A 24,090-nucleotide genomic window follows, 5' to 3' on the forward strand; every position below is an offset into this window, starting at 1 on the left:
AACCCAATACGGAAATAGCTGATGATATCTGGGATGATTGTGATGATGATGGTTCATGCCCACACCCCGATGAATTGCTACACAAAGCCAAGGAATTGGAATTAGCCTCTGTTGGTAACGATATTCAAAACATCAAAGAGGTGTTGGATCGCTGTGGTGAAGAAGTGTGCGAGCAGGTCAGGCAACATGCTGATGAACGCCATCATGGTGTAACCCAGGCCCGGGAAAATCCTTCTGATATCGACATTCACATTGAAGAGATCCGCAATATTGTGAGGGAAGATGTTGAATCCCTTGGGAAATGTGAGACCAATGTGTGCCGGGAAGTTCTGGCGATGGAGCAGCAGTTATTGATAAAAATGAACCGTCTTAGCGACATAGCAAAGCTGGCGCCGGTGCAGGACTACAATTCCTCTCGGTCTAATAAACCGAGCTCCCGTGCTGATGGTGTGGGTGACGGTGATGCAGATAGTGATCGTGACGGCATAGATGATGAGATCGAGATTGAAGCCACAAAAATGGTTAGCCTGATTCAAACACCTAAAACTGTAATGACCGTAGGTGCCGTTGCCATGAGTGGAAATCCATTATACAAGGGAAATACAACCGAACATGACAGCCCATTGTATGAAGGACAAGCCAATGATGGTAATGATGGTAATGACAACAACCCGGATACTGTAACTTCACAAAAGTTTGAGGTACAACCCAGTTCATACTGTGTGGAACTGGCTTCGAATAATTCTCAGGAAAGCCCAAAATCAGGGGTTCGGGACTATAATTCCAGCAGGTCGAATAAACCTAGTTCCATTTCCGAGGATATCGGTGACGGTGATGCTGATTCTGATGATGACGGCATAGAAGATGCTATAGAAACGGCACAGGATTATAATTCAAGTAGGTCCAACAAACCAAACACAATTGCCGATATTGGTGATGTGGATGGGGATGGATTTCCTGACCTCTTAAAAGGTGCCACTCTTGAAATGAAACGTAAGAAACCTATGGGTAGAATAAATAGGGGTAATGTAACATTAAGTCGTGATTTCAATGACGGTGATGTTGATGGAGACGGGTATGGCGATGTAGACGCTTTAGAAATTGAGCTGGAAATCGAAGACCCTGATTCTGATGGCGACGGGCTAAGCGACGTTGTTAAAACAACAACTTACAGTATCAGTAAGCGCAGTGCCCGAACAGGTCGTAGTGCCGGTGGAAAAGAGTTAGAGATCATGGAATCTCAGGAAGGGGACATGAAAACGGACAAGAGTATGAATAGTGATGATGATCCGTGTGGGCCGGGTGTTTGGGCTCGTACCACCGGAGATAATGCATGCTCGCCGGAACGCCCGGAGTCGGATGTTTACAAATGGAGTTATAATTTAAGTGACTTATCAGGTGGTGGCGAATTCCCTGCCAATAGTACACTTACTGTAATCATGGCAGGTGATAACCTTCATTTTGACCTTGAGGTTGACCCGGAGGATACGGATGACGACGGTGATGGCTTTGGCGCCCTCATTCAGAATAGTTCATTCAGCATCAGTAAGCGATCTGCCCGAACCGGCCGAAATTGATGAAATCCATCGGAATGGAACGCGGATCCGTCGGATGATCACGGATTAGGATTGATGAATTGAAAGACCGAATCACCGATCAACGATGGACCGAACGACCGATTTTTGACTGAGCGAAGACGGTGAGTCGGAAACCGTATTGTTTTGTGCATTCATCTCAAAGGGATGATATCAATAGCCCCGGGATTTATCCCGGGGTAAACATCAGAACCAAAGAACCTCTGCCCGTTAGGTTACATGGTTCAGGTGGTCATCCGGAGGTTGGGCAATACATTCGGTCGTGAAATCCATCTGAATTGAACGCTGAAATCACGGGGGCTGCCGGATGATCACGGAATATTGGGAAACAAACCTTCATACTCTAGAGTGAATGGTGGTGTTTTATCAAGCTATTAGATCCCCGCCTGCGCGGGGATGACCCGGGGGAGGGGGCTGTGGTAGATCATACATCCGCGAAATCCAAAAATCCCCTAAATCTGCGATTCACAACCCCTCACTTCCAGAAATCACCGCCGGCATTGAGGGCATTTTCGGCTTCGGACGGCGGGTACTTGATCTGACTGATGATCATCTTGCGGGCTTTTTTGGCATCCGGGAAATTGAAGAACATCCAATCGTGGAACATCCCCTTGAACTCACGATAGTTAAATACCACCGGCTCAGATTCTGCCTTTAATTTCAGCTTCCTTGCATCTGCCAGCATAATATCATGGGTTCCCACAAACAAGGTGGTTGGGGTGATACGGCGCACATCCCCATATACAGGACTCACCCTGAAATCTGTTGCTTTCATGTCAGCAGAATACTTTCTGCCGAGATCACGGAGTATCTCCACATCCAGAAACGGATCGTTTTCCTCAAGATCTTCAATGAGTGGATTCGAAAGTGTCAGATCCAGCCATGGAGATAACAGCACCAGCTGTGAGGGTTGCTGGATCTTATTTTTGATAAGTAACTGACACAATGAGTGAGCGATCCCACCACCATTGGAATCTCCAACGATCGTTAGATTCTCAGCACCATACTGTGCCTGTAGCACGGTATAGAGATCCATAAAGAAATCCATCACATCCGATGCAGTTCTGTTAGGCAGCAGCGGATAATCGGGGGCTATGATATCCTGTCCCAGGTCCTTACACAGGTCTTCGATCAGGGTCCAGTGGAACTTCATGAAGCTTTTTGTAAATCCACCTCCGTGAATAAAAAGCACGGCCTTATCTGCCTTCTCCTTTGAGGGTGCAATTTTCCAGATACTTCGATCCTGATGATTGAGCTTTTCCACCGTAAACTGATCTATCAGGGATTTCGGTGGCTCAGGTTGTGAAGAGGGAGCTTTCCACCAATCCGCATTCAGTCTCTTCTTGAATGAAGAAATATTCAGGGTAAAATTGATGGTCTTAGAGATCAGGTCGGGTCGTTTCATCAGGAGTAGATTTGATTCACTACGAAAACGGAAATTCAACAGACAACATTCAGTCGTTTGAACCTCTTTATTACGCTAATTGAACTTAACAGTAATATCATTCAATTTCTCCAAACGAAACAGGGGTCCGTTATACATTTCATATTCGATAATTAATTCTTTTCCCGTATCTTTTGAATTCACAACCAAGGTTGGGGGTGCTTGCATAGCGGGCTGAGATTACACCCTGATACCTGAACCGGATAATACCGGCGTAGGGAAACCTGTTTACCGCACAGTAACGCAAGTTAACCTCCTCCATTAATCAAAGTTCATTAATTGGAGGAATTCAATGTTCAATTCTATTACCACAAAGTCGTGGCTCACGGCTTTGCTACTCACCATACCACTACTCTTATCTTATCCTAATACCACTCTGGCACAGACCATTTCCGGAACCGTGCTGGATGCTCAAACCAAACAACCACTGGCCGGGGCGGCCGTTCGACAAATGGGTACCTCTCGAGGGGTTGTCACCGAGGATGACGGCTCTTTTGAGATCCGCCTTTCTGAAAACGGAGAACGGGCACTACTCATTACCTATCTGGGCTATAAAGACCGTGAAGTGGATCTCACCGTACCAAATAAAACGGGTGAGATCTTCATGTTTCCGGAAACCTACATAGGCGATGATGTTTTTGTCAGCGCTACCCGGGCTGATGAGGCCTCACCTATCACCTATACCAATATTGAAAGTGAGGAGATCGAGCGGCGTAACCTGGGGCAGGATGTTCCTTACCTGCTGCAAAGCACACCATCGGTCACTACTACTTCAGATGCCGGTGCCGGGATCGGTTATACCGGTATTCGAATTCGCGGGGTCGATCCGGCTCGTATCAACGTGACCATCAATGGGATCCCGGTGAATGATGCGGAATCTCATGCTGTGTTCTGGGTGAACCTGCCTGATCTGACCTCATCAACTCAGAATATTCAGATCCAGCGCGGGGTGGGGACATCCACCAACGGAGCCGGGGCCTTTGGCGGAACCATCAACCTTCAAACGAGTTCCTCCAGGGTGGAACCATTTGGTGAGATCAACACCGGATTCGGTTCATTTAATACTCAAAAATACAACGTGAAACTCGGCTCAGGGCTCATGGAAAATGGATGGCAGTTTGAAGGCCGGCTTTCGAAGATCGACTCGGATGGTTTTATTGATCGAGCGGCTTCGGATCTTGATTCCTATTTCCTTTCAGCTTCAAGGCATGGAGAGCGAAGTTTATTAAGAGCCGATGTATTTTCAGGCAAAGAGCGAACCTATCAGGCATGGTATGGCATCGAGGAAAGTGTGCTCGAAAATGACCGCACCTTTAATGAAGCGGGAACCGAGAAAGATGGGGAGCCGTACGAGGATCAGGTCGATAACTATCAGCAGAATTATTATCAGCTCCACTATTCGTATAAGCTGTCTGATAGCTGGAATGCCAATCTTTCCGCCTTTTATACCAAAGGATTCGGGTATTATGAGGAGTACAAAGCGGATGAAGACCTGGCTGATTACGGGATCACCCCACTGATCCCCTCTACACCGGCTGAGTCGGATCTGGTACGCCGGCGGTGGCTGGATAATGATTTTTACGGCTCCATCTTCTCAACCCGGTTCACCCCAAACGATACCTGGAATGTAACCTTTGGCGGCGGTTACACTTACTACGATGGAGCACATTTCGGGGAGGTGATCTGGGCCCGGTATGCAGGTGACAGCGAGACCGAAGACCGTTATTATGATAATGACGGGATCAAAAAGGATCTCAACCTGTATGGGAAATTACAGCTCAAACTTAGCGAAAAACTGAATTCCTACGTCGACCTTCAGGTGCGTGGGGTGAATTATGAATTCCTGGGTAACGGCTTTGTTCAGAGCTCGACCGGGGGTAACGTACGCGACAGCCTGGTGGCTATTCAACAGGACGATCAGCTGACTTTCTTCAATCCCAAGTTTGGTTTTGTGTACAGCCTACCTGAAAAGCAGCGCATTTATGCTTCTTTTGCCATAGGTGGTAAAGAACCCACGCGGGATGAATACGTAGATTCTACTCCCCAAAGCCGTCCGGATCCGGAACGACTCTATAATGTTGAGCTCGGGTATCGCGGCGATTTTAGCCGGCATTATCTGGGAGCAAATATCTACGGCATGTTCTATCGCGATCAGCTGGTGCCTACCGGGGCCATCAACGACGTGGGAGAGATCGTCAGGGAAAATGTACCGGAAAGTTATCGCATCGGTCTTGAATTACAGGGTGGAGTGAGCTTATCCGAACACCTGAGTGTGTCTGCCAATGCTACATTCAGTCAGAATAAGATCGTGGAGTACACGCAGTTCACGGATCAGTATGATGCGAACTTCAATTACCTGGGTCAACAGGCCACAACCTATGAAGACTCGGATATTGCCTTTTCCCCTTCAGTCATTGGAAATGGGGTGATCGGTTATCAGTCAGGCGGATGGAATGCGGAGTTGATAAGTAAATACGTTTCCCGCCAATATTTGGATAATACGCAGACTGAAAGCAGTTCCATCGATCCGTATTTCGTTAACGATCTGCGCCTGAGTTATTCCCTCGATTCCATCTCCTTGTTAGAGGGTATCACTGCAACTTTGCAGGTCAATAACCTCTTTGACCATGAGTATGAAACCAATGGCTACACCTTTGGTTGGCTGGAAAGCGGTGAGCCTGTTTTCTACAACTACTACTATCCGCAAGCGGGAACTAACTTCCTGTTTAAGGTCACCTGGAAATTTTGATCAAAAAATATCCCGCACAAATCGGGTTGTGCGGGATCTTAAAAATGCAAGTAGTGAGAACCTTAGTCCTCGCTTATTTAGTTTACTTGTTCATTAGTTTTCTGAAGTCATCCAAAGTACCGCGAACGGCTTTGGCTGATTCATTCAGAAGGTCTTGTTCTTTTTCGTTTAATTCAACCTCGATCACTTCTTTTACTCCGCCTTTTCCGAGTTTGACCGGAACGCCGATGTAAAGATCATCAATTCCATACTGTCCGTCGATGTGTGCACATACCGGGAAAATACGGTTTTGATCAAGAAGGATAGCTTCTACCATCTGAGCTGCCGCTGCACCGGGTGCGTACCAGGCTGAAGTTCCCATCAACCCAACGATCTCTCCACCACCTTTTTTGGCACGTTCCACGATCTCATCCAGGCGATCTTCATTAATGAAGTGGGTGATCGGCATACCGGATAATGTGGTAAAACGTGGCAGGGGAACCATAGTGTCACCGTGTCCACCCATCAACAGTGCCTGAATATCTTTTGGAGATACATCCAGTTCACTGGCTATAAAAGCTCGGTAACGGGCTGTATCAAGAATACCGGCCATACCCATTACTTTGTCATATGGAAGTCCGCTTGCCTCTTTGGCTACCTGCACCATCACATCGAGCGGATTGGATACCACAATGATGATCGTTTCTGGCGAGTGCTTGGCTAATTCTTTACTTACACTGCTCACAATATTAGCATTGATCTCAAGCAGGTCATCGCGACTCATACCCGGACGGCGTGGCACTCCGGCGGTGATCACACAGACATCTGATCCGGCAGTATCGGCATAATCAACCGTACCGGTGATGCGGGTGTCATATAAGTGGATCGGGGCAGATTCCCACTGATCCAATCCGCGGCCTTTGGATGGGTAAAAGGTTTTGTCTCCGTCTTTTTTCTCGATGTCAACGGCTACGATCTCTTTACAGATATCGCGCTGTGCAAGGACGTCTACTACGGTTGAGCCAACGTTACCTCCGGCTCCAACAACTGTTACTTTCATTGTGTTAGTGTTTTTGAGTTATCATTGATTGTTCTAAAAATTCTTTCCCGAAACATGTATTAAAAATATGAATTTTAGATGTTCAAAGTTGTAATAACTGGAAGGCAACATAAAACCGAATGTTGAACCTGCCTCGCCGGCAGGCAGGCAAGGAATAATGTATTTTGAAGTTGTTTGGCAGAATGCATTACTAAGTATCACGTGGATGTACCCTTGCGTTTCATGATCGAGTGCATCGTCTGAGAATCACAGATTCAGGGGATTCTGGGATCTCGCGGATGCCCGATCTTACACCGCCACTTTTACCTGTCATCCCCGCGCAGGCGGGGATCTTATAGTTTTTTTAAGCACCCGAAATTCATCCTCGCAAACACGAGAGCTTGATAAAGCACCTCATTCAACAAAGCACTAGCGCAGGCGTCTCGCCTGTGCGGTGGTTATAAAAGGCTCGTTCCCAACCATCCGATGAAATCGGGATAACGCATGGCAGGACCCTACCTCAACCGGCAGGCAGGCGCCCGGTCCGCGTGGGTAGATAGTGCCCCCGATGGTTCCACGACCGAGTGCATTGCCCAACCTCCGAACACCCCCATAAATTATATCACTCTCCGGGCGGAGGTTCTTTGGTTCTGATTCTTTACCCCGCCCTGAAGGGCGGGGCTAATGATGTCATCCTTTCAGGATGATCCCACAATATTATACCCCCCTGTCCTCAATATTCGGTCGTTAGGTCCATCGCCGATCGGTGAATCGGTCATTCAAATCATCAATCCTAATTCGTGACCATCCGTAGGATCCGGGTTCCATTCCGAAGAGTTTCATGATCGAGTGCATCGTTTGAGAATCACAGATTTAAGGGATTATGGGATCTCGCGGATGCCCGATCTTACACCGCCACTTTTACCTGTCATCCCTGCGCAGGCGGGGATCTGATAGCTTAGTTAAGCATTAGAAGTTCATTACCATTGAAAGCTCGTTGAAGTACCGATGGTTTTCATGTTCGAAAGGATCCCCCAATCATGCAGTAAATCCCGTAGGGGCAATTCATGAATTGCCCCTACGGGATTAAAAAAACGGACTTACTTATTCCTTCTTGAATCCATGCCCCACATCAGCTTATTGCGGAGGGTTTCGAAGTAATCCTGTCCGGGCAGGTGGATCAGGTCAAAGGTCAGGTCAGATTTCAAGATCTCGATCTCAAATGGAAAATGCTCGATCTCATGCACTTTCCCATCATAGGAAAACAGCACCTCGCTCTGCTGCTTCTCGATCTTGATCTTCAGGGGCTTAGTGGAATTGAGTACTAATGGGCGGGTGGTCAGGGTATGGGGATTGATAGGCGTAACCACAAAAACTTCCGTACCGGGCGCTACGATCGGTCCGCCCGAAGCAAGGTTATATGCCGTGGAACCGGTCGGAGATGCCACTAACAAACCATCTGCCCAATAGGTATTGATCAAACTTCCATCATACTCTGCTGTTACATTGACCATAGAGATGGAATCCTTTCGGGTAAACAGAAACTCGTTCAAGGCATGGAATTCATCACCACGGGATGTGCTGGCTTTCAGGAAGGATCGTTTATCCAGGGTGAAATCCCCGGTAAGCAACTTATCGAGTGCCGGTTCCAGATCCTCAATTTGAGTGTTGGCCATAAAACCAAGCCGGCCGCTGTTGATCCCAAGAATAGGCTTTTGAAGGTCTTTTGAGATACGAGCCGTGTACAAAATAGTACCGTCACCCCCCATCACCAGAATGATATCACTCGCCCGAATTGAGTCACGGTCACTTTCTGTTTTTTGGATGATAGGGTCTCCATTCAATCCCGTCTCCTCACAGATCTTCTTATTGATGAATAATGATATTTCATGCTCCTTCGCCCATTTAACGGCTTTGAACAGTACCTCCCTGACTTCATACTTCCCCGGATTGGCTATGATGGCAAGTTTCATCTTTCCTCGCTATTCAGGGCAAAAGAAGTCAGGTCCAGGTTCCAGGGATAATGAGTGACAGAAACACCCTGAACACGGTCATGTGATAAAATATAGATCGGAGCTTCCCAGGTTAACACTTCCTCCGTATTCGGATAAGGCAGGGTAGTAAATGTAATGGCTTCATTGTAGGCCAGTGAGGGACTCATTGAAAAACTATATCCTGATTCATTGACCTGAGGAGCCAGGCTATTCATCAGAAATTGATAGAACGGATGCGTGACATGGGTAATGCCAAGTCCGCTGGTGTTTGATCGGGTAGCATCAGAAGTGGTGTCGGCTTTTGCATAACGAACGGAGCCGAGTGCATCACTACTGATCAAACGTTGCTGAGGTAAAAACTCAAGCAGATCGTTGACCGTTGCAGCATGACCGGAAGTCCTGTTAAAATAAAAAGGATACTGAGAGCTGACGGGGGCTTTATGCAATTCATAATTATTGTAGAAACTGCTAAGTAACTCCCCGGTTGAATCAGCAACGGTCAGCAAGGTAGCCGGACCTAATTCCACAAGCAGGTCCAGCCGTTCACCTGCAAATTCCTGGTACAGATTGCGTTCATTGATCCCTGAGGTGATATCAAGCCGGTTGATACCCGGTAAATTCGAGGAATGATCTTTATTCACCGTTAGCAGGTGTGTATTATCCTGCTTTTGGATGAACCGAAACCGTCCCGTTCCGGCTGCCTGTTGAATAGGGCCACTTTCGGGCACGCTCTCCCTCGCATAGACCGATGCCATCGGATGTGCCAATCGGTTCAGGAAGTCAGAAGCCGGTTGGTTAAGTATAAAAGTAACCGTAGAATCATTTTGAACCCGGATGCCATCAATTTCTGAGATCACCCGTTGCGATGGGTCCTTAACGTACTTCAATTCATTTTGAAGGGCCTTGAATCCCCGGATATCACTGAACTGATTCCCCACAAAATCCGGCACATCATTCCCCGCCATCCGCTCGAATACAAATTTGACGTCACCTGCTGTCAACAGTCGACCGGTTCCACTTTCAAAAGCCGGGGAGTTGTGAAATTTCAGGTCTGTTTTAAGGTGAAAAGTGAACTGGGTGGAATCGGCATTTACAGTCCAGCGGTTTGCCATCAGTGGATACAGGGAACCGTTGTTGCCAACACCAACCAACCCGTCATAGATCAGGTTGATGGCTCGCCACTCGCTGTTAGACGTAGCAAACAGGGGATCAAGCGATTCAATGGCTGCGATCTCGCCGACCCTGACCTGTACGAAATCATCTTCCTCAACCACCTCAGGTTCCTCTTGTTCGGCCGTGGTATCGTTGGCAGCGAAGAGATCAGAATTGCCGGAGCGAACCGTGATGGTCTCAGGTCCCTTACCACAAGAGGTAATGACAAAGACCGGTAAAATCAGCAAGATCAGTTTTTTCATAGATCAAAAAGTGATTACAAGGTTACTTAATTGAAGCTTTCAACGCGCCATTTCATTCCATATTGGGTGAACCGGGACTTACTTTGTGCCCTTTAGTCCTTTGATGCCCTTCATGGCTTTTTCACTCAGTAAATTAGTGTCATAACTGCGAACCCTTCCATTTTTTTCCTGATGTTTTTTCAGGGCGATCCGGATCAGCTCTTCCATCAGCTGTGTAAAGTTGAGGTCAGACCTATCCCAAAGGTAAAAAGAAAATGAACCGGGGATCGTGTTGATCTCATTAAAGTACACATCCTCTGTGTTGGCATTTACCAGAAAATCGAGTCGCGCCAGCCCGGATGCCCCCAGGGCAGAAAAGGTTTTAACCGACAACTCCTGAATTTTTCTGGTAAGTGCCTCAGGTATGTCAGCCGGTATTTCACGGTCGGCCGAAGCCATTCCTTTTTCAGCTCCCTCGCCGCTTTGGTACTTGTCTTCAAAACTCAGGGTTTCGGCTTTACCTAATGGGCGTTCGCAGACACTGGCTTTGCAGTTATCCGGAGTCCCAATAACAGAGCAATTGATCTCCATCAAAGGATTGACGGCTTCTTCGATCAACAGGTGGGCATCATACCTAAAAGCAGTTTCCACTGCTTCATTCAACTCCTCCCTGTTATTGGCTATAGCCACCCCGATACTGCTTCCCAATGATACCGGCTTCACGATCAGGGGATAACCAAAATCTTCAGCGACGGTAATAATGTCATCTTGTTCATTGACCCAGTCACTTTCGTAGAAATTCACCGCTTTGGTTACGGGTATGCCATTGGCAGCCGCCACCAACTTGGCTTTTACCTTGTCCATCCCAAGAGAAGATCCCAACACACCACTGCCGGTATAAGGAATGTTCATCATCTCGCACACCCCCTGAAAGGCTCCGTTCTCGCCCTCACTGCCATGGAAGGCACATAACACGGCATAGACCGGGTAACTCTTGGGTTTTGAAAACAAACCGGAAACATTTTGCTCCTTCAGATAGGTCTTGCCGGTCTCATCTTTCACAAAAGCACAATCCTGAGCCTGACTTTCAAGTTTCGGCAGGTCTTTGTAGTTACTGAGGTCGAGCAAGGATTCGCCGGTCAGCCATCGCCCATTTTTAGTCACGTACAGCGGAATGATCTGATATGAACTGTTTTCCAAGGCAGAGATCGCCTGAATGGCGGTCAATACAGACACTTCATGCTCGGGAGAAACGCCTCCAAAAGCGACAATGAGATTTTTCTGGGACATAGGTCAAGTATAAGATTTTCAGCGAAAATAGGATTGTTTGGGGATAATTGTTAATGAAAGACGTTCATTTTTGATTTCAGGTAATAGAATTTGATGATAGGTTCAGGTATTTGTTTGAGGGGTACCTAAACCCCTGAACCTAAAACCTAAGAACTGCCATACTTTGTACTTGTTCCGCATTGCGATATTTTCAATATTTGCCGTCCTCATCTAACCCAAAAATGAATATAATTATGAGTAAGGTTATCACCTCTGTTGATCAACTGGATTTTGAATTATCTGACCTGCAGGAGATGCCCGCGCCCGGCAAAGTTCTGATGGTCAAGCCTACCTATTTTTCGGTGGAGTATGTGATAAATCCGCATATGGAAGGCAACATTGGGGATGTGGACAAGCTGGCGGCGCAGAATGAGTGGGAACACCTGCGTTCTGCCTATGAAGAGCTTGGCCTTTATGTACACGTTGAGGAGGGCGTTCGCGGTTATCCGGATATGGTATTTTGTGCGAACCAAAGCCTCCCAAACATTACAGATGATGGAAAGAAAGAGGTGATCATGAGTGTGATGCATTCCGATCAGCGTAAAGGTGAGGTGCCTTACATTCAGAAAGTTTATGAGGATAGCAGTTACGAGATCGTGCACCTGGATGAGTCTCGGTTTACTGATTTTGAGGGTATGGGTGATGCGCTATGGCACTTCAAAAAACGATTGATCTGGGGTGGCTACGGATATCGCTCTTCCAGGGAAGTGTATGATGTGATCTCGGAAACCTTTGATACGCCGGTCATTGCCCTCGAACTGACTGACGACCGTTTCTATCATCTCGATACCTGTCTGTGTATCCTGAATTCTGAGACCGCACTGATCTATCCAAAAGCATTTACGGATGAGGGACTTGAGCTGATCCGATCGGTGTTTACGAATGTGATCGAGGCCTCCAAATATGAAGCCGAAAAATTGTTTGCCTGTAACGCTACCTGTCCCGATGGCAAGAATGTGCTGATCCAGCAAGGCTGCGTGGATGTCAATCAAAAGCTGAAAGACCTGGGTTTTAAAGTTCACGAGTTCAGTACTTACGAGTTCCTGAAAAGCGGTGGATCGGTCTTTTGTATGAAGATGATGCTCTGGTAGCAGGATTGTGCTATGTGCTTTTGTGCGGTGTGCTATTGTAATCACATTTTGGATCTCATGAAGGCAAGGGTCTTATTTTTGGTTTCAAAAGCTTTTGCCCGAATTTCTTCGCAGATTTCTTTGGGTTGGTATTTGAGGTCTTCCATTGCATAAGTCATGCTCATTACTTCTGCTGCAGAACTTTGTGCAATGTTGAAGAATCGGATCATTTCTTTTCTGCCGTACCGGGTAAATCCCTCTGCAATATTGTTCATAGATGATACAGAAGAATCTCTGATCTGCCTCTTAAATCCAAAATCTCGTGAAATTGCCCCATTTCGTGTATATCTATACACCATCGATGCAAGCTCTCTGGCACATTTCCAGCACTCTAAATCTTCAAAACGATAAATTGTTGACATAGTTTTTTCTATGTAAGAGCGATTTCAAATATATTCCTTACATAATTTTTTTTCATTTTCTGAAAAGCACAAAGCACAATCGCACATTCATATATGAATCCCATCAAAGCCTCGATCTCTTTCCTTATCCTTATTGCGCTTATTATCTCCCTAAACACCAAATTCGGAGCCGTGCCGCCGCTTGGGAAATTTTTTGATCCGGATGCGGGATTCTGGGCAAATGCTGAAACCACAGAAAATGAGTCACTTGAGCTGGATCTACCGGGTTTAAAGGATGAGGTCACGGTCTATTTTGATGACCGAAATGTACCACATGTGTTTGCTCAGAACAAACATGACCTGTTCATGGCTCAGGGATATATTGTGGCGCACGACCGCCTTTTTCAAATGGAGATGCAGACATATGATGCGTCCGGGCGATTGGCAGAGATCGTTGGTCCACAGCTGCTGAACCGGGACCTGAACACCCGCAGACTGGGAATGGTATATGGGGCCGAAAAAGCACTGGAAGCAATTAAGGCGGATCCCCAGATGATGGAAGTGGTACAGGCCTATTCTGACGGCGTCAATGCATATATCAATCGGCTCACCCCCAATGACTATCCGTTGGAATACAAGGTGTTGAATATTGAACCGGAAGCCTGGGAACCTATAAAAACCGCTTATCTGCTCAAGAATATGACCCGAACCCTGGCCGGTCGGAATAATGATGTTCGAAGCAGTAATACTCTGCAATATTTCGGGGAAGATTTTATCGAAAATTACTTTACTCAGGATCCGGAACTGAATGATCCGATCATTCCTCCTTCACGGGAATGGGATTTCATGGCTGATGTTCCACAAGGTCCTGACTCTCTATTTGCCCCCACTATTTCCAGTGTGATCGATCCGTTTCCCGTTCCTGAAGGCATCGGTAGTAACAACTGGGCCGTAAGTGGAGGTAAAACGGAATCCGGATATCCGATCCTCGCCAACGATCCGCACCTTAGTTTGACCCTTCCTTCTATCTGGTACGAAATGCAGCTATCGGCGCCCGGTTACAATACCTATGGTGTATCCCTTCAGGGGTCACCGGCCATCATCATTGGGTTCAATGATAAAACGGCCTGGGGCACAACCAATGTTGGATCTGATGTCATGGACTGGTATGAAATTCAATTCAGGGATGAAAGTCTGCAGGAATATTGGCATGATGGTCAGTGGAAAGAAACGACCCGTCGCATCGAGGAATTAAAGGTCAGGGGTGAGGAAACAGTATTGGATACTGTGATCTATACGCATCATGGTCCGGTGATGGAGGTTGATGCCCCCGGTGAGGGCAAACCGGTCTATCATGCCTTACGATGGATCGCTCATGAGGGATCCAACGACCTGAAGACTTTCTACGGATTCAACAAAATGCAGAATTATGAAGAGTACCGGGAGGCTGTCAGCCACTATGTGGCTCCGGCTCAGAACTTTGTCTATGCTGATCAGGCAGGTGACATTGCCCTGTGGATATCCGGTAAGCTGCCTAAAAAATGGGAGTTTCAAGGGCGAACCGTCAGCGATGGCACCGACCCGGCCTACGACTGGCAGGGCTGGATCCCAACTGAACACAATCCGCATATCAAAAATCCGGAGCGGGGGTTTGTGAGTTCGGCTAATCAGGAGTCAGCCGCGCCGGACTATCCGTATTACCTGGATGATGATTTTGCACCCTACGAGCGCGGGCGACGAATTAACGACCGCTTGGCTAAGATGGAAGACATCACCCCACAGGATATGCAGAATCTGCAAATGGATAACTTTGGATACACGGCTTCCCTGCTAATTCCCCGGCTGGCAGAATGGACGGTTGAAAGTGACCTGAACGATCTTGAAGCACGCATCCTGAACGAGATGAGATCCTGGAATTATATGATGAATGCAGAGCTCATTCAGCCTTCGGTCTATCACCGATGGAGAACGAATTTTTTCAGAGCGATCTATAACGACGAATATGGTCAGGCCAATGCTGAACTCAGATTTCCTTCACGGGATATCATTGTTGAAAAGCTGACCGAAGATCCTGAGATGCCTTTTGTAGATGATATCAACACACCTGAGCGGGAAACAGTCTCTGACCTCGCTACCAGAACCTTCAAGCAAACGATCAGTGAACTGAGTGAAGAACATGGGGAGTCTCCTGATAACTGGAAGTGGGGTTATGATATCGACAACGATATCGACCATCTTGCGAATATTCCGGGTTTTGGGCGGCAGGATCTTTTCAGTGGTGGTTCAGCGGAATCGGTGAATGCAACGCGTGGTGGAAATGGTCCTTCATGGCGAATGGTAGTTGAACTCGGACCGGAAGTAAAAGGTTGGGGTGTGTACCCGGGCGGGCAGTCTGGCAACCCCGGCTCCCCATACTACGATGATATGGTGGATCCCTGGAGAAACGGACAGTTGTTTGAACTGAATTTTTTACGGGATGAACCAACAGACTACAAATATCAGATCAAAATGAACCCTGCAGAATGATGAACAAGACCGAGATCGATCCTGTTGTGAAAAATCTGATCCGCATCAGCCTGTTGCTGATGATATTGCCTGCCCTCTATCTGGGTTTATGGATATGGATATCCGGTAGTGATGATCTGACCTACTTTGAACAGGTCAATCTGTTGATGAGCTATATTCCGGAGACCGTCCGTGAGCCATTTTTGGTTACCATTTCACTGTTTGGAATGAGTATAACCTCGGCGGTCTTTGGCTTGTATGGATACATCAAAAGTGAAGCGGACTTTCCGAGAAAAACGAGCCTGTTCATCCTGACTCTCGCCACCATCATGAGCATTTGGTTTGGCCGCAGCTTGTTTTAAATGACCTGATCGTCTCAGTCACTATCCACTCCAACCTGTCACGTTTAAGGCAGGCGCAAAGCATCAAGAGCGAGATAAAATATATAGATAGGCATTAAAACAGGTACAACCATATCTATCACAAGCGGGACGCTTGCGATAGTTTTTAAATGGAGACCGTGAATAGTGCAAAAGACTATGTTACTTTACTACCCGCTCCGACGCAGAGCGTCAGGAGCGAGCTCCACATTGAAACCTGCCTACCGGCGAGGCAGGTTCAATATTCGATATTCTCTTCGCTGCTTTTCGCTTCCCGTTTCATCCCAAAAAACTTATCGATAGCTAAGAGGGTTGGGGAGCTGATAAAGATGATCACTAATGTGGCTGCGTGAGCGATGGTAGCGTAAGCAAGTCCGGTGGCTTCGGGAACCGCATAAAAGATGAAAAGACTCTTGGTGATAAAAAGGTGGTATGAGCCGATCCCTCCCGGTGTTGGAATGGATAAGCCAACCGCACTTACCACGGTCAATACTACAGCATCGGTCATCCCTAACCCAAATTCAGCCTGCATATCGAACATCCAAAAGCCGGCGTACGTCATGAAGATATAGAGTGCCCAGATCAGGGCTGAGTGAAATATGAACAGCGGCCAGTTCTTGAGGTCACGAACGGCTAACAAGCCATCTACAAAGGTCCTTATGACCTTTTGGATCTTGACCACAAATTCAAAGACCTTGCCTTCCGTTTTTTCACTCGCAAGCTTGAACAGCCAATACAGGACTCCCAAGCCGATCAGTGCGATGCCCCCGTATTTCAGAAGGGTAAAGATCAGGCCCATCTGAACTCCGGGGTCTGTGATATCGATCCCAAACAAACGGGAAAGAACCTGTGGATCAGCAATCAGAAATACGAGTACAAATGCCATCAAAAGCAGCATACCCAGCAAGTCCACCACCCGCTCCAGCACAATGGTCCCAATGATCTTACTATTGCTTTCTCCTACCTGTTGCGCCACATAGACCGGCCGGGCTACTTCTCCAACCCGTGGCAGCGGAATATTCACCAGGTAACCGAACATAACTCCGGTGTATAAGGTCAGTTTGGACGGCGTTTTTTCTTTGTTGGTGAACAGCATTTCCCACCGCAAAGCGCGGATATAATGGGCAAATAAGGTGGCAAAGGTAAAGGGCAGGATCCACCAGAAACTCATGCCCCGGGCCGACTCCAACACTTCCGAAAACTCCACTTCCCGGAACGCCAGCCAAAGAAAAAGGATCCCCAATAAAATACTGCCGGTGATCTTTAAGAGTTTTTTTGCGTTCATCGGTTAATCCTTACAATTGGGAAAGAATGGATAGGTAGCATAGAGGACTAACAAAAACTTTTAAAGAATTAATATCTCATGTCGATCACTTCAGCACCCTCGGGATACTCAAGCTGAAAGAGTTCTGATTCTGGGGCATAAAATCGGCCATTACTGAAATTAGTCACGATCTCATTATCGGATATGTCAATAGCTATGATCCTGAGTGGACGAAGATCGGCATCCAAAAGGATCTCCACTCCCGTGAACACAGAAAAATCATCGGTAGATGTGAGGGTTACAAGCGTTCGTGTTCCCTGCTTTCGCTCCGAAACAGTGTAGGTGGAATCGATGCCACTGAGCATGCGGGAAGGGGCAAAATCGTCCTCATCGGGATAATAGGTATCCACGATCACCCGGTTGCGGGCTTCGTCATACACCCGTGAGGTTTCTCCATCCACCACTATGGTCTGTCCGTCAGCCATGAGCTTATATCGCTCCTGATCGATCCAGATCTGTCCATTACTTGAAGTGGATTCTCCGGTATAGGAATCGGTATAGGTGTGATCAAAATCAGCTGCAAATACTTCCCCGGTCTCAAATCGCTCTTTAAGCAGGTCAAAGTTCGGGGTTTGGGCAAACAGGTTTGAACCGGTGAAGACGAACAAAGCTATAAGCAAGGCTACAATCTTAAGGGAACCGGCGGTTCCGTCATGCATTCCGAACCGGCGGTTCGGAACGAGGTGGTCAAGGTGAACAGGATTAACTTGAGAAACTGCTAACTGCTTACTGTTCACTGTAAACTGTTCACTGTTAACTGTTAACTGCTCACCCTTCATATTCATCCAGATTGTCCAGAAGTTCCTGAAGTTCATCTTCATCCTGTACGAGAACATCCCTCGCGGTACTGCCCTGATATGGTCCAACAATGCCTGCATTGAATAATTGATCTATGATTCTGCCGGCTCGGTTATAGCCGATCTTAAGTTTACGCTGCAACAATGAAACCGATCCCTGCTGATGCAATACCACCAGCTTGGCAGCCGCTTCAAAGTATTCGTCTATATCATCTAACGGATCAGGAATGTCTGCAGTATCATCTTTTACAATGGGTAGGTGAAAAGGTTGTTTATACCCGGCCTGCTGACCAATAAAGGCGTTTATTCGCTCCACTTCTTCCGTCGAAACGAAGGCATTTTGAATCCGGATCATCCCGGTTCCGTTGTTGAAGAGCATATCGCCCATTCCGATCAGCTGATCGGCTCCGCCCTGATCCAGGATAGTCCGGGAGTCCACTTTGGAAGCCACCTGATAGGCAATTCGCGCCGGGAAGTTGGCTTTGATGGTACCCGTGATCACATTCACAGACGGTCGCTGCGTAGCAACCACCAGGTGAATACCAATGGCACGGGCCAGCTGTGCGAGTCGGGCGATCGGCTCCTCGATCTGCTTACCGGCCGTCATCATAAGGTCAGCCAGCTCATCGATGATCACCACAATATATGGCAGGTGGCGATGACCCAGTTCCTCATCCAGCTTACCGGTCTTATATTTCTCGTTGTAGGATTTAATATCACGCACCATAGCCATCTTGAGCAGGTCGTAGCGCTCATCCATTTCCTTACACAGGCTTTCAAGGGTTTCCTGAGCCTTGGAGGTATCGGTGATGATCGGCTCATCAGAATCAGGCAGCATAGCCAGAAAATGATTTTGAATATTGCGATACAGTGACAGCTCGATCTTCTTCGGATCTACCATCACAAATTTCAGGTCATCGGGGTGACACTTGTACAACAGACACGTAATGATGGTGTTGATTCCGACCGACTTACCTGACCCCGTGGCACCGGCAATAAGCAGGTGAGGCATCTTGGTAAGATCGATCATGAACACCTCATTCTCAATGGTCTTACCAAAGGCCACCGGCAGGGTGTAATCGGTTTCTACAAATTTCTTGGTGTTCAAAACCTGTTTGATATACACCGTTTCGCGCGTGCTGTTTGGCACTTCAATCCCCACCGCTGACTTTCCGGGGATCGGGGAAAGCATACGAAGTCCCTTGGAGGCCGTCGCCATCTTCAGGTCATTGGAGTAGCTTTCGATCTTGGAGATCTTCACATCCGGAGCCGGTTCCAGCTCATAGAGCGTCACCGTTGGACCCACAATGGCATTGATGCCCACGATCTCGATCTTATGCCGCTTCAACTTATCCAGAATAATGCGCTTATTTTCCTTGATCTCCTCAAGGTCCACTTCATTACCCTCATCCGGCGGAGGATCCAGCAGGTCCACTTTAGGGAACTTGTATTTGATGACCGGTACTTCCTTGGCTTTCTGCTTATTCAGCTTGTCGAGGTCTTTTTCATCGGCCTGTTCATCTCCTTTACCAACATATACCGACACCTCGATGTCATCGTCATCGCTGTCAATTTCTTCTTCTTTCTCAAGGGAGGCTCGCTGACGGGTATCCAGCGTTTTGATCTCACTCTTTTCCTGCTCGCGTTTTTTCTGATCTTCCTCTTCAGATTTTGCCACAAGCTCATCGATGGATGGAGCCGGTTTCACGGGTTCATCTTCGTTATCGGAATCGGCGATCGGTTGTTTCTTGAGCTCTTGTTCTTCCTCTTCCTGCTGTTCTTCTTTTGCTGCTTTTTTGGCTTCCTTTTCAGCCCGTTTTTCGGCGAGCCGTTCTTCGCGCTCTTTGGCCTTTTCTTCCTTTCGAAGCTGTCGGGCCGCCCGACGTTCTTCCATCTTCTCCTGAATATTCTCGATCCACAGCTTGAGGTTATCGATGGTCTTCTGCAGGTCGCGGTCGATGAACATCAACAGGGTGATAAGCACCAGCACGGATAGAATAATGATGGAACCGATGCTTGTAATGTTATACATCACTTGTGAGATCGCGATGCCGGCCGCTCCACTCCAGATGGAATCATCCGGAAAGTCGGCATAGGTGGTCAGCCATCCAATAAAAGTAGAGAGTAGCACCATACTCCAGATGCTCAGTACGGTCAGCCAGCCCAGCTCCTTGAAATCCCTCCGGCGAAAGGTGTGCCAGCCATGGTAGCCGGTGATAAGAGCCAGGATAATGCTGGTGTAGCCAAACAAACTATGCACCAGGTAGTGCGAAATATAAGCACCTACGGGACCGAGCCAGTTTTTGACCAGCAGGGAGTTGGCATCCCGCGTAAACAGATCAACAAATGAAATGCTTCGGGCATACTGATAATCCGCCGAATTATAGGAAACGATACTTAAGCCGAGCAGAACAGCGATCGACATAATAATGATGCCGATGATCTCCTTCTTACGGTTAGAATCGAGTCCGGGTGTGCTTGTAGATGTATTTAAGTTGCTTTTAGCCATTTAGATCTTTGAGAATTCCGTCCCTCATTCCGGGAAGCACATCAAATTCATTCACTTTACAGCAGAATGAAATATCACCATTTGGAACAAGTTCAGCTAATCGTTTTGCATGATCGCTTTTACTGATGGCTCCCTCTAAATCATGCCCATATTTTTCGAAAAGACCAAATGCTACTTTCGCACCGTCTTTCGCCGAATCGGGCAGCTGACCGCCACTGATGGCATGAAGCAGGGATCCCGCAAAGAGGGTATCCTCAATGGAAAGTCGCCCCTGCCAGCCTGAACAGATCAGCACCACTTCATCATCGTGCTCTTTCAGGGCATTCAGGATACTCTGCTGATTCAGGAAGGTTCCCACATACACCTCACTCGCCAGAGCCGCCTTTTTAATGGCCTTGGTACCGTTCGTGGTGTTGAAAATGAGGGTCTTATCCTTCACAGCCTCCCGAGTGTACTCAGCCGGGGAATTCCCCAGGTGATAGCCTTCGATCTTGGAGCCGTTCTTCTCACCGCAAAGCAGATAATCCTTTTGATCCATAGTGGTGGCGATCTTCATGGCATCACTCATATCCGCAACCGGGATCACTTTCTTTGCCCCGTTATGAATGGCAGTGGTAATAGATGAGGAAGCACGAAGCACGTCAATGATGACCGCACTTTTGCCACGCAGTTCTTCTTCCTGAAACGCCTGAACCGAAAAAAATACGTCGATATAATTGATATCCGGCATGAATTCTTACTCTCTAACTAACGGTTGTTTTGAACTAAATTGAATTTATTTTTTGATAAATGGAGGTCGGCTAACCGTAGCATCGGCTGTTTTATTTCGAATAACGATCTGAATGTCGGTTCCCTCAGCCGCATACTCTTTTGCCACGTAACCCATTCCAATACCTGTACCTAAAGTAATCGACATTGTTCCGCTTGTCACCTCTCCGATGGTCTCCCCGTCGGTATTTTGGATCTCATAACCCTGACGCGGAATGTTGCGCTTGCCTTCAACCGTGAAGCCAACCAATTGTCGCTTCAGACCTTCTTCTTTCTTTTGCTGTAGGACTTCCTTAGCAATAAAATCCCCTTTGTCGAATTTGGTGATCCACCCCAGTCGTGCTTCCAGCGGATGAGTGTCTTTGGTGATGTCATTGCCATAAAGGGCAAAACCCATCTCAAGGCGAAGGGTATCCCGGGCTCCCAGTCCGCATGGCTCGATCCCGAACTCCTCTCCGGCTTCCATAATGGCATTCCATACTTTCTCAGGGTCTGCATGATTCTTATCAAAATACAGTTCAAAGCCTTTCTCACCGGTGTAACCGGTAGCTGAAAACACAACGTTCTCCATACCGGCCAGGCTACCCATTTTAAATGAATAGAAGCCGATATCACTCAGATCCAGGTCTGTAATTTTTTGCAGGGTTTCTATGGATTTAGACCCTTGCACCGCAAGCAGACAGGTATCATCGGATTGATCTTTGACTTCGGCATCAAAGGAATTGTTATCGAGGATCCAGTTCAGGTCTTTTTCAATATTGGATGCATTGACCACCGCAATATACCCGGCCTCATCAAAAAGTTTATAGATGATCAGGTCGTCCACAATGCCGCCATCGTCGTAGCACATGCAGGTGTATTGCGCTTTGCCTTCCGTAAGTTTGGAGGCATCATTGACCGTTACTTTCTGAATCAGATCCAGCGCTTCCGGCCCGCTGATGTAAAACTCACCCATGTGCGACACATCAAACATGCCGACCCGTTCACGCACAGCTGCGTGTTCCGATTTGATTCCGGCATACTGAACCGGCATCTCAAATCCGGCAAAATCTACCAGCTTGGCACCGGCTTTTTCGTGAAGGTCGTAAAATGGCGTTTTCTTTGGCATAGTTGATATCAGACTGTGAGGGTTAAAAGGGTATTAATTCTACATATATCGGCGCAACCCTGAAAATTCATTGACCCCAAAGGTACGGGTTTGTAAACCAAAAATCGGCATAACATAGCTATTTCTTGGGAATGTTTGTTTAATGGGATAATGATCGGCCGATCCATCAATATGTATCCAAATCGATCTATCGGTCCCTCGCAAATCGATGAATCGGTTAATCGGATCATCATTTCAAACCCACAACCATCCGCAATATCCGCGTCATCCGTGTTCCATTCCGGTAATCAAGTGCATCGTTTGTGAATCACGGATTCAGGGGATTTTAGGATTTCACGGATGCCCGGTTTAGGCTCGTTCCCAACCTTCCCGATATAATCGGGAGAACGCATATCCGGACCACCCGGTCCGCGTGGATAGATAGGGCACCGATGGTTTCACGATTGAGAGTGTTGCCCAACCTCCGAACGACCTCACAATCCATACCACCCACCGGGCGGAGGTTCATTTGTTCTCTTGTTTACCCCGGGATAAATCCCGGGGCTATTGATTTCATCCCTTCAGGATGAGGGCAACCAAAAACCGGTCATGGAGTTTCTATCTTCGATCGAACAATCGATCTATCGGTCCATCGCCCATCGGTGAATCGGTCTATCAGTTCATCTACCCTGATAATCCGCCACCTCGTATCATCTGCCTCCACCAATTCCAAACCCGTAGGGGCAATTCATGAATTGCCCCTACGGGTTTCATATTCTCCGAAAGGAAATTCTCCCTTTGAAGGGAGACCGTTCGATCAGCCGTTCCTGATCGAACGTGTGGGATGTGGAGAGGTGGATTAAGACGAAAGAAGTAAGTAAGGTACCACAGCTCGTAACTCCCGCTCCAACGCATAGCTTAGTAGCAGATAAGTTTACTTTTATTTAGTTATTTTGAAAATTAAATTCAGAAAAAGCAGCTATGAGCCACATGGATTCGTTTAAACATGAAATTACAGGGCTGTTTGGTTCCATTCCGGTTTATCATCCGTTAGAAGAAATTGATGGTGATTTTGAAGCTGACCAGACACAGTTAATCCTTGGGGGTGGGAGTGGAGAGCATCCGGCTATGGTTATTGAAAACCCTGTACAGGCTGTGGCATTATTTCTCAAAAAGAAGCTGGAACCACTCAAAGATCCGAAACTAAAGGAGAAATACTATCCGCTTAAACGATTGATGCCCGAATGGGAGCCGGTAATTGATCGGTTTTTACCGGATACTGCCGATGAAGTTTTGGCATTCTACGATTGGGAAGCGGAAGACTTTGAACGATTTGAAGAATTATGCAGATCATCGGCCATGCCTAATGATTTTTGGAAAGGGGATTTTCACGAATGGCTGGTACTGAGTTTTGGCGAATTCATCTTCTTTGCCATGCCGGAACTTGCAGCGGATTTGATGCATAAATTGGGCGAAGATCCTTACCAACACTTTCGTCATACCGAATATAATAACATTGGCCTGATACCACCCAACTTTCCGGTGTATGCCAATGGCGGGAATGGGTTCGAAAGTCATCGGAAGAGAACTTAGCACCTGTTTGGGATCATGCCTGACCCCGGATTTTTCTTGACTCGCTCCCAACCATCTGTAATATCCGTGTTTCATTCCAATGGCCTTACAATCGAGTGCATCGTTTGGGAATCACGGATTTATGAGATTTTGG

Annotated in this window: 17 protein-coding genes and 1 riboswitch; of the genes, 6 read left to right on the plus strand and 11 right to left on the minus strand. The window is 47.3% G+C overall.

Annotated elements, in window-relative coordinates; translation table 11 throughout:
• Positions 1–1,577, plus strand: a 1,577-nt coding sequence (locus tag C3B73_RS13330) for an integrin alpha (protein ID WP_232803227.1), incomplete at its 5' end; no start/stop codon positions are given.
• 493 nt (positions 1,578–2,070) lie between these two features.
• Here the strand turns inward: C3B73_RS13330 and C3B73_RS13335 are convergent.
• The gene (locus C3B73_RS13335) at positions 2,071–3,000 is read right to left on the minus strand and encodes an alpha/beta hydrolase fold domain-containing protein (protein WP_103666096.1); all 930 of its coding nucleotides are present in this window, start codon (positions 2,998–3,000) and stop codon (positions 2,071–2,073) included.
• Between the two features lie 183 nt (positions 3,001–3,183).
• Positions 3,184–3,277, plus strand: a riboswitch (TPP riboswitch).
• 54 nt (positions 3,278–3,331) lie between these two features.
• Here C3B73_RS13335 and C3B73_RS13340 point away from each other — a divergent pair.
• Positions 3,332–5,788: a TonB-dependent receptor gene (locus C3B73_RS13340; RefSeq protein WP_103666097.1), complete on the plus strand. Its 2,457-nt coding sequence runs from the start codon at positions 3,332–3,334 to the stop codon at positions 5,786–5,788.
• Positions 5,789–5,870: 82 nt separating this feature from the next.
• On the opposite strand, the gene mdh is transcribed toward C3B73_RS13340, so the two are convergent.
• The 4 genes from mdh to C3B73_RS13360 form a co-directional block, all read right to left on the minus strand.
• Positions 5,871–6,827, minus strand: coding sequence for a malate dehydrogenase (gene mdh / locus C3B73_RS13345; protein WP_103666098.1), 957 nt, complete (start codon positions 6,825–6,827; stop codon positions 5,871–5,873).
• A gap of 1,079 nt (positions 6,828–7,906) precedes the next feature.
• On the minus strand, positions 7,907–8,779 hold the full coding sequence (locus C3B73_RS13350; RefSeq protein ID WP_103666099.1) for an NAD(+)/NADH kinase: 873 nt from the start codon (positions 8,777–8,779) through the stop codon (positions 7,907–7,909).
• On the minus strand, positions 8,776–10,215 hold the full coding sequence (locus C3B73_RS13355; RefSeq protein WP_103666100.1) for an ABC transporter substrate-binding protein: 1,440 nt from the start codon (positions 10,213–10,215) through the stop codon (positions 8,776–8,778). The genes C3B73_RS13350 and C3B73_RS13355 overlap by 4 nt, the downstream gene beginning before the upstream one ends.
• 78 nt (positions 10,216–10,293) lie before the next feature.
• Positions 10,294–11,484 carry a D-alanine--D-alanine ligase family protein gene (locus tag C3B73_RS13360; protein ID WP_103666101.1) on the minus strand — a complete coding sequence of 397 codons (1,191 nt, stop codon included), beginning with the start codon at positions 11,482–11,484 and terminating at the stop codon, positions 10,294–10,296.
• A 233-nt stretch (positions 11,485–11,717) separates the two neighbouring features.
• Here C3B73_RS13360 and C3B73_RS13365 point away from each other — a divergent pair, with 233 nt between their 5' ends.
• A complete protein-coding gene (locus C3B73_RS13365; protein WP_103666102.1) occupies positions 11,718–12,614 on the plus strand; it encodes a dimethylarginine dimethylaminohydrolase family protein in 897 nt (298 codons plus the stop codon).
• Between the two features lie 41 nt (positions 12,615–12,655).
• Here the strand turns inward: C3B73_RS13365 and C3B73_RS13370 are convergent, their stop codons facing one another.
• Positions 12,656–13,015 carry a four helix bundle protein gene (locus C3B73_RS13370; protein WP_103666103.1) on the minus strand — a complete coding sequence of 120 codons (360 nt, stop codon included), beginning with the start codon at positions 13,013–13,015 and terminating at the stop codon, positions 12,656–12,658.
• 93 nt (positions 13,016–13,108) lie between these two features.
• On the opposite strand from C3B73_RS13370, the gene C3B73_RS13375 reads away from it, so the two are divergent.
• Positions 13,109–15,520 carry a penicillin acylase family protein gene (locus C3B73_RS13375; protein WP_103666104.1) on the plus strand — a complete coding sequence of 804 codons (2,412 nt, stop codon included), beginning with the start codon at positions 13,109–13,111 and terminating at the stop codon, positions 15,518–15,520.
• On the plus strand, positions 15,517–15,861 hold the full coding sequence (locus C3B73_RS13380) for a hypothetical protein (RefSeq protein ID WP_103666105.1): 345 nt from the start codon (positions 15,517–15,519) through the stop codon (positions 15,859–15,861). Before C3B73_RS13375 ends, C3B73_RS13380 begins: the two co-directional genes overlap by 4 nt.
• A gap of 256 nt (positions 15,862–16,117) precedes the next feature.
• On the opposite strand, the gene C3B73_RS13385 is transcribed toward C3B73_RS13380, so the two are convergent.
• The 5 genes from C3B73_RS13385 to gcvT form a co-directional block, all read right to left on the minus strand.
• Positions 16,118–17,164, minus strand: coding sequence for a lysylphosphatidylglycerol synthase transmembrane domain-containing protein (locus C3B73_RS13385; protein WP_103666106.1), 1,047 nt, complete (start codon positions 17,162–17,164; stop codon positions 16,118–16,120).
• A 68-nt stretch (positions 17,165–17,232) separates the two neighbouring features.
• On the minus strand, positions 17,233–17,988 hold the full coding sequence (locus C3B73_RS13390; RefSeq protein WP_232803229.1) for a LolA family protein: 756 nt from the start codon (positions 17,986–17,988) through the stop codon (positions 17,233–17,235).
• Entirely contained in the window at positions 17,972–20,509 is a 2,538-nt protein-coding gene (locus tag C3B73_RS13395; RefSeq protein WP_103666108.1) for an FtsK/SpoIIIE family DNA translocase, read from the minus strand. The genes C3B73_RS13390 and C3B73_RS13395 overlap by 17 nt, the downstream gene beginning before the upstream one ends.
• The gene (locus C3B73_RS13400) at positions 20,502–21,239 is read right to left on the minus strand and encodes a 2-phosphosulfolactate phosphatase (protein WP_103666109.1); all 738 of its coding nucleotides are present in this window, start codon (positions 21,237–21,239) and stop codon (positions 20,502–20,504) included. The genes C3B73_RS13395 and C3B73_RS13400 overlap by 8 nt, the downstream gene beginning before the upstream one ends.
• 45 nt (positions 21,240–21,284) lie before the next feature.
• Positions 21,285–22,385 carry a glycine cleavage system aminomethyltransferase GcvT gene (gene gcvT, locus C3B73_RS13405; RefSeq protein ID WP_103666110.1) on the minus strand — a complete coding sequence of 367 codons (1,101 nt, stop codon included), beginning with the start codon at positions 22,383–22,385 and terminating at the stop codon, positions 21,285–21,287.
• 969 nt (positions 22,386–23,354) lie between these two features.
• Between gcvT and C3B73_RS13410 the strand changes: the two genes are divergently transcribed.
• Positions 23,355–23,957 (plus strand): hypothetical protein, encoded by a 603-nt coding sequence (locus C3B73_RS13410; protein ID WP_103666111.1) that lies wholly within the window; start codon positions 23,355–23,357, stop codon positions 23,955–23,957.
• The last annotated feature ends 133 nt before the right edge of the window (positions 23,958–24,090 follow it).

The sequence above is a fragment of the Gracilimonas amylolytica genome, from assembly GCF_002911695.1.
Classification (GTDB): Bacteria; Bacteroidota; Rhodothermia; order Balneolales; family Balneolaceae; genus Gracilimonas; species Gracilimonas amylolytica.

Coding starts and splice junctions, on each gene's coding strand:
- C3B73_RS13355 (WP_103666100.1), bottom strand. CDS start 10,215: ATGAAAAAACTGATCTTGCTGATTTTACCGGTCTTTGTCATTACCTCT.
- C3B73_RS13400 (WP_103666109.1), bottom strand. CDS start 21,239: ATGCCGGATATCAATTATATCGACGTATTTTTTTCGGTTCAGGCGTTT.
- C3B73_RS13375 (WP_103666104.1), top strand. CDS start 13,109: ATGAATCCCATCAAAGCCTCGATCTCTTTCCTTATCCTTATTGCGCTT.
- C3B73_RS13350 (WP_103666099.1), bottom strand. CDS start 8,779: ATGAAACTTGCCATCATAGCCAATCCGGGGAAGTATGAAGTCAGGGAG.
- C3B73_RS13360 (WP_103666101.1), bottom strand. CDS start 11,484: ATGTCCCAGAAAAATCTCATTGTCGCTTTTGGAGGCGTTTCTCCCGAG.
- gcvT (WP_103666110.1), bottom strand. CDS start 22,385: ATGCCAAAGAAAACGCCATTTTACGACCTTCACGAAAAAGCCGGTGCC.
- C3B73_RS13410 (WP_103666111.1), top strand. CDS start 23,355: ATGGATTCGTTTAAACATGAAATTACAGGGCTGTTTGGTTCCATTCCG.
- C3B73_RS13335 (WP_103666096.1), bottom strand. CDS start 3,000: ATGAAACGACCCGACCTGATCTCTAAGACCATCAATTTTACCCTGAAT.
- C3B73_RS13365 (WP_103666102.1), top strand. CDS start 11,718: ATGAGTAAGGTTATCACCTCTGTTGATCAACTGGATTTTGAATTATCT.
- C3B73_RS13390 (WP_232803229.1), bottom strand. CDS start 17,988: ATGAATATGAAGGGTGAGCAGTTAACAGTTAACAGTGAACAGTTTACA.
- C3B73_RS13340 (WP_103666097.1), top strand. CDS start 3,332: ATGTTCAATTCTATTACCACAAAGTCGTGGCTCACGGCTTTGCTACTC.
- C3B73_RS13385 (WP_103666106.1), bottom strand. CDS start 17,164: ATGAACGCAAAAAAACTCTTAAAGATCACCGGCAGTATTTTATTGGGG.
- C3B73_RS13370 (WP_103666103.1), bottom strand. CDS start 13,015: ATGTCAACAATTTATCGTTTTGAAGATTTAGAGTGCTGGAAATGTGCC.
- C3B73_RS13395 (WP_103666108.1), bottom strand. CDS start 20,509: ATGGCTAAAAGCAACTTAAATACATCTACAAGCACACCCGGACTCGAT.
- C3B73_RS13380 (WP_103666105.1), top strand. CDS start 15,517: ATGATGAACAAGACCGAGATCGATCCTGTTGTGAAAAATCTGATCCGC.
- mdh (WP_103666098.1), bottom strand. CDS start 6,827: ATGAAAGTAACAGTTGTTGGAGCCGGAGGTAACGTTGGCTCAACCGTA.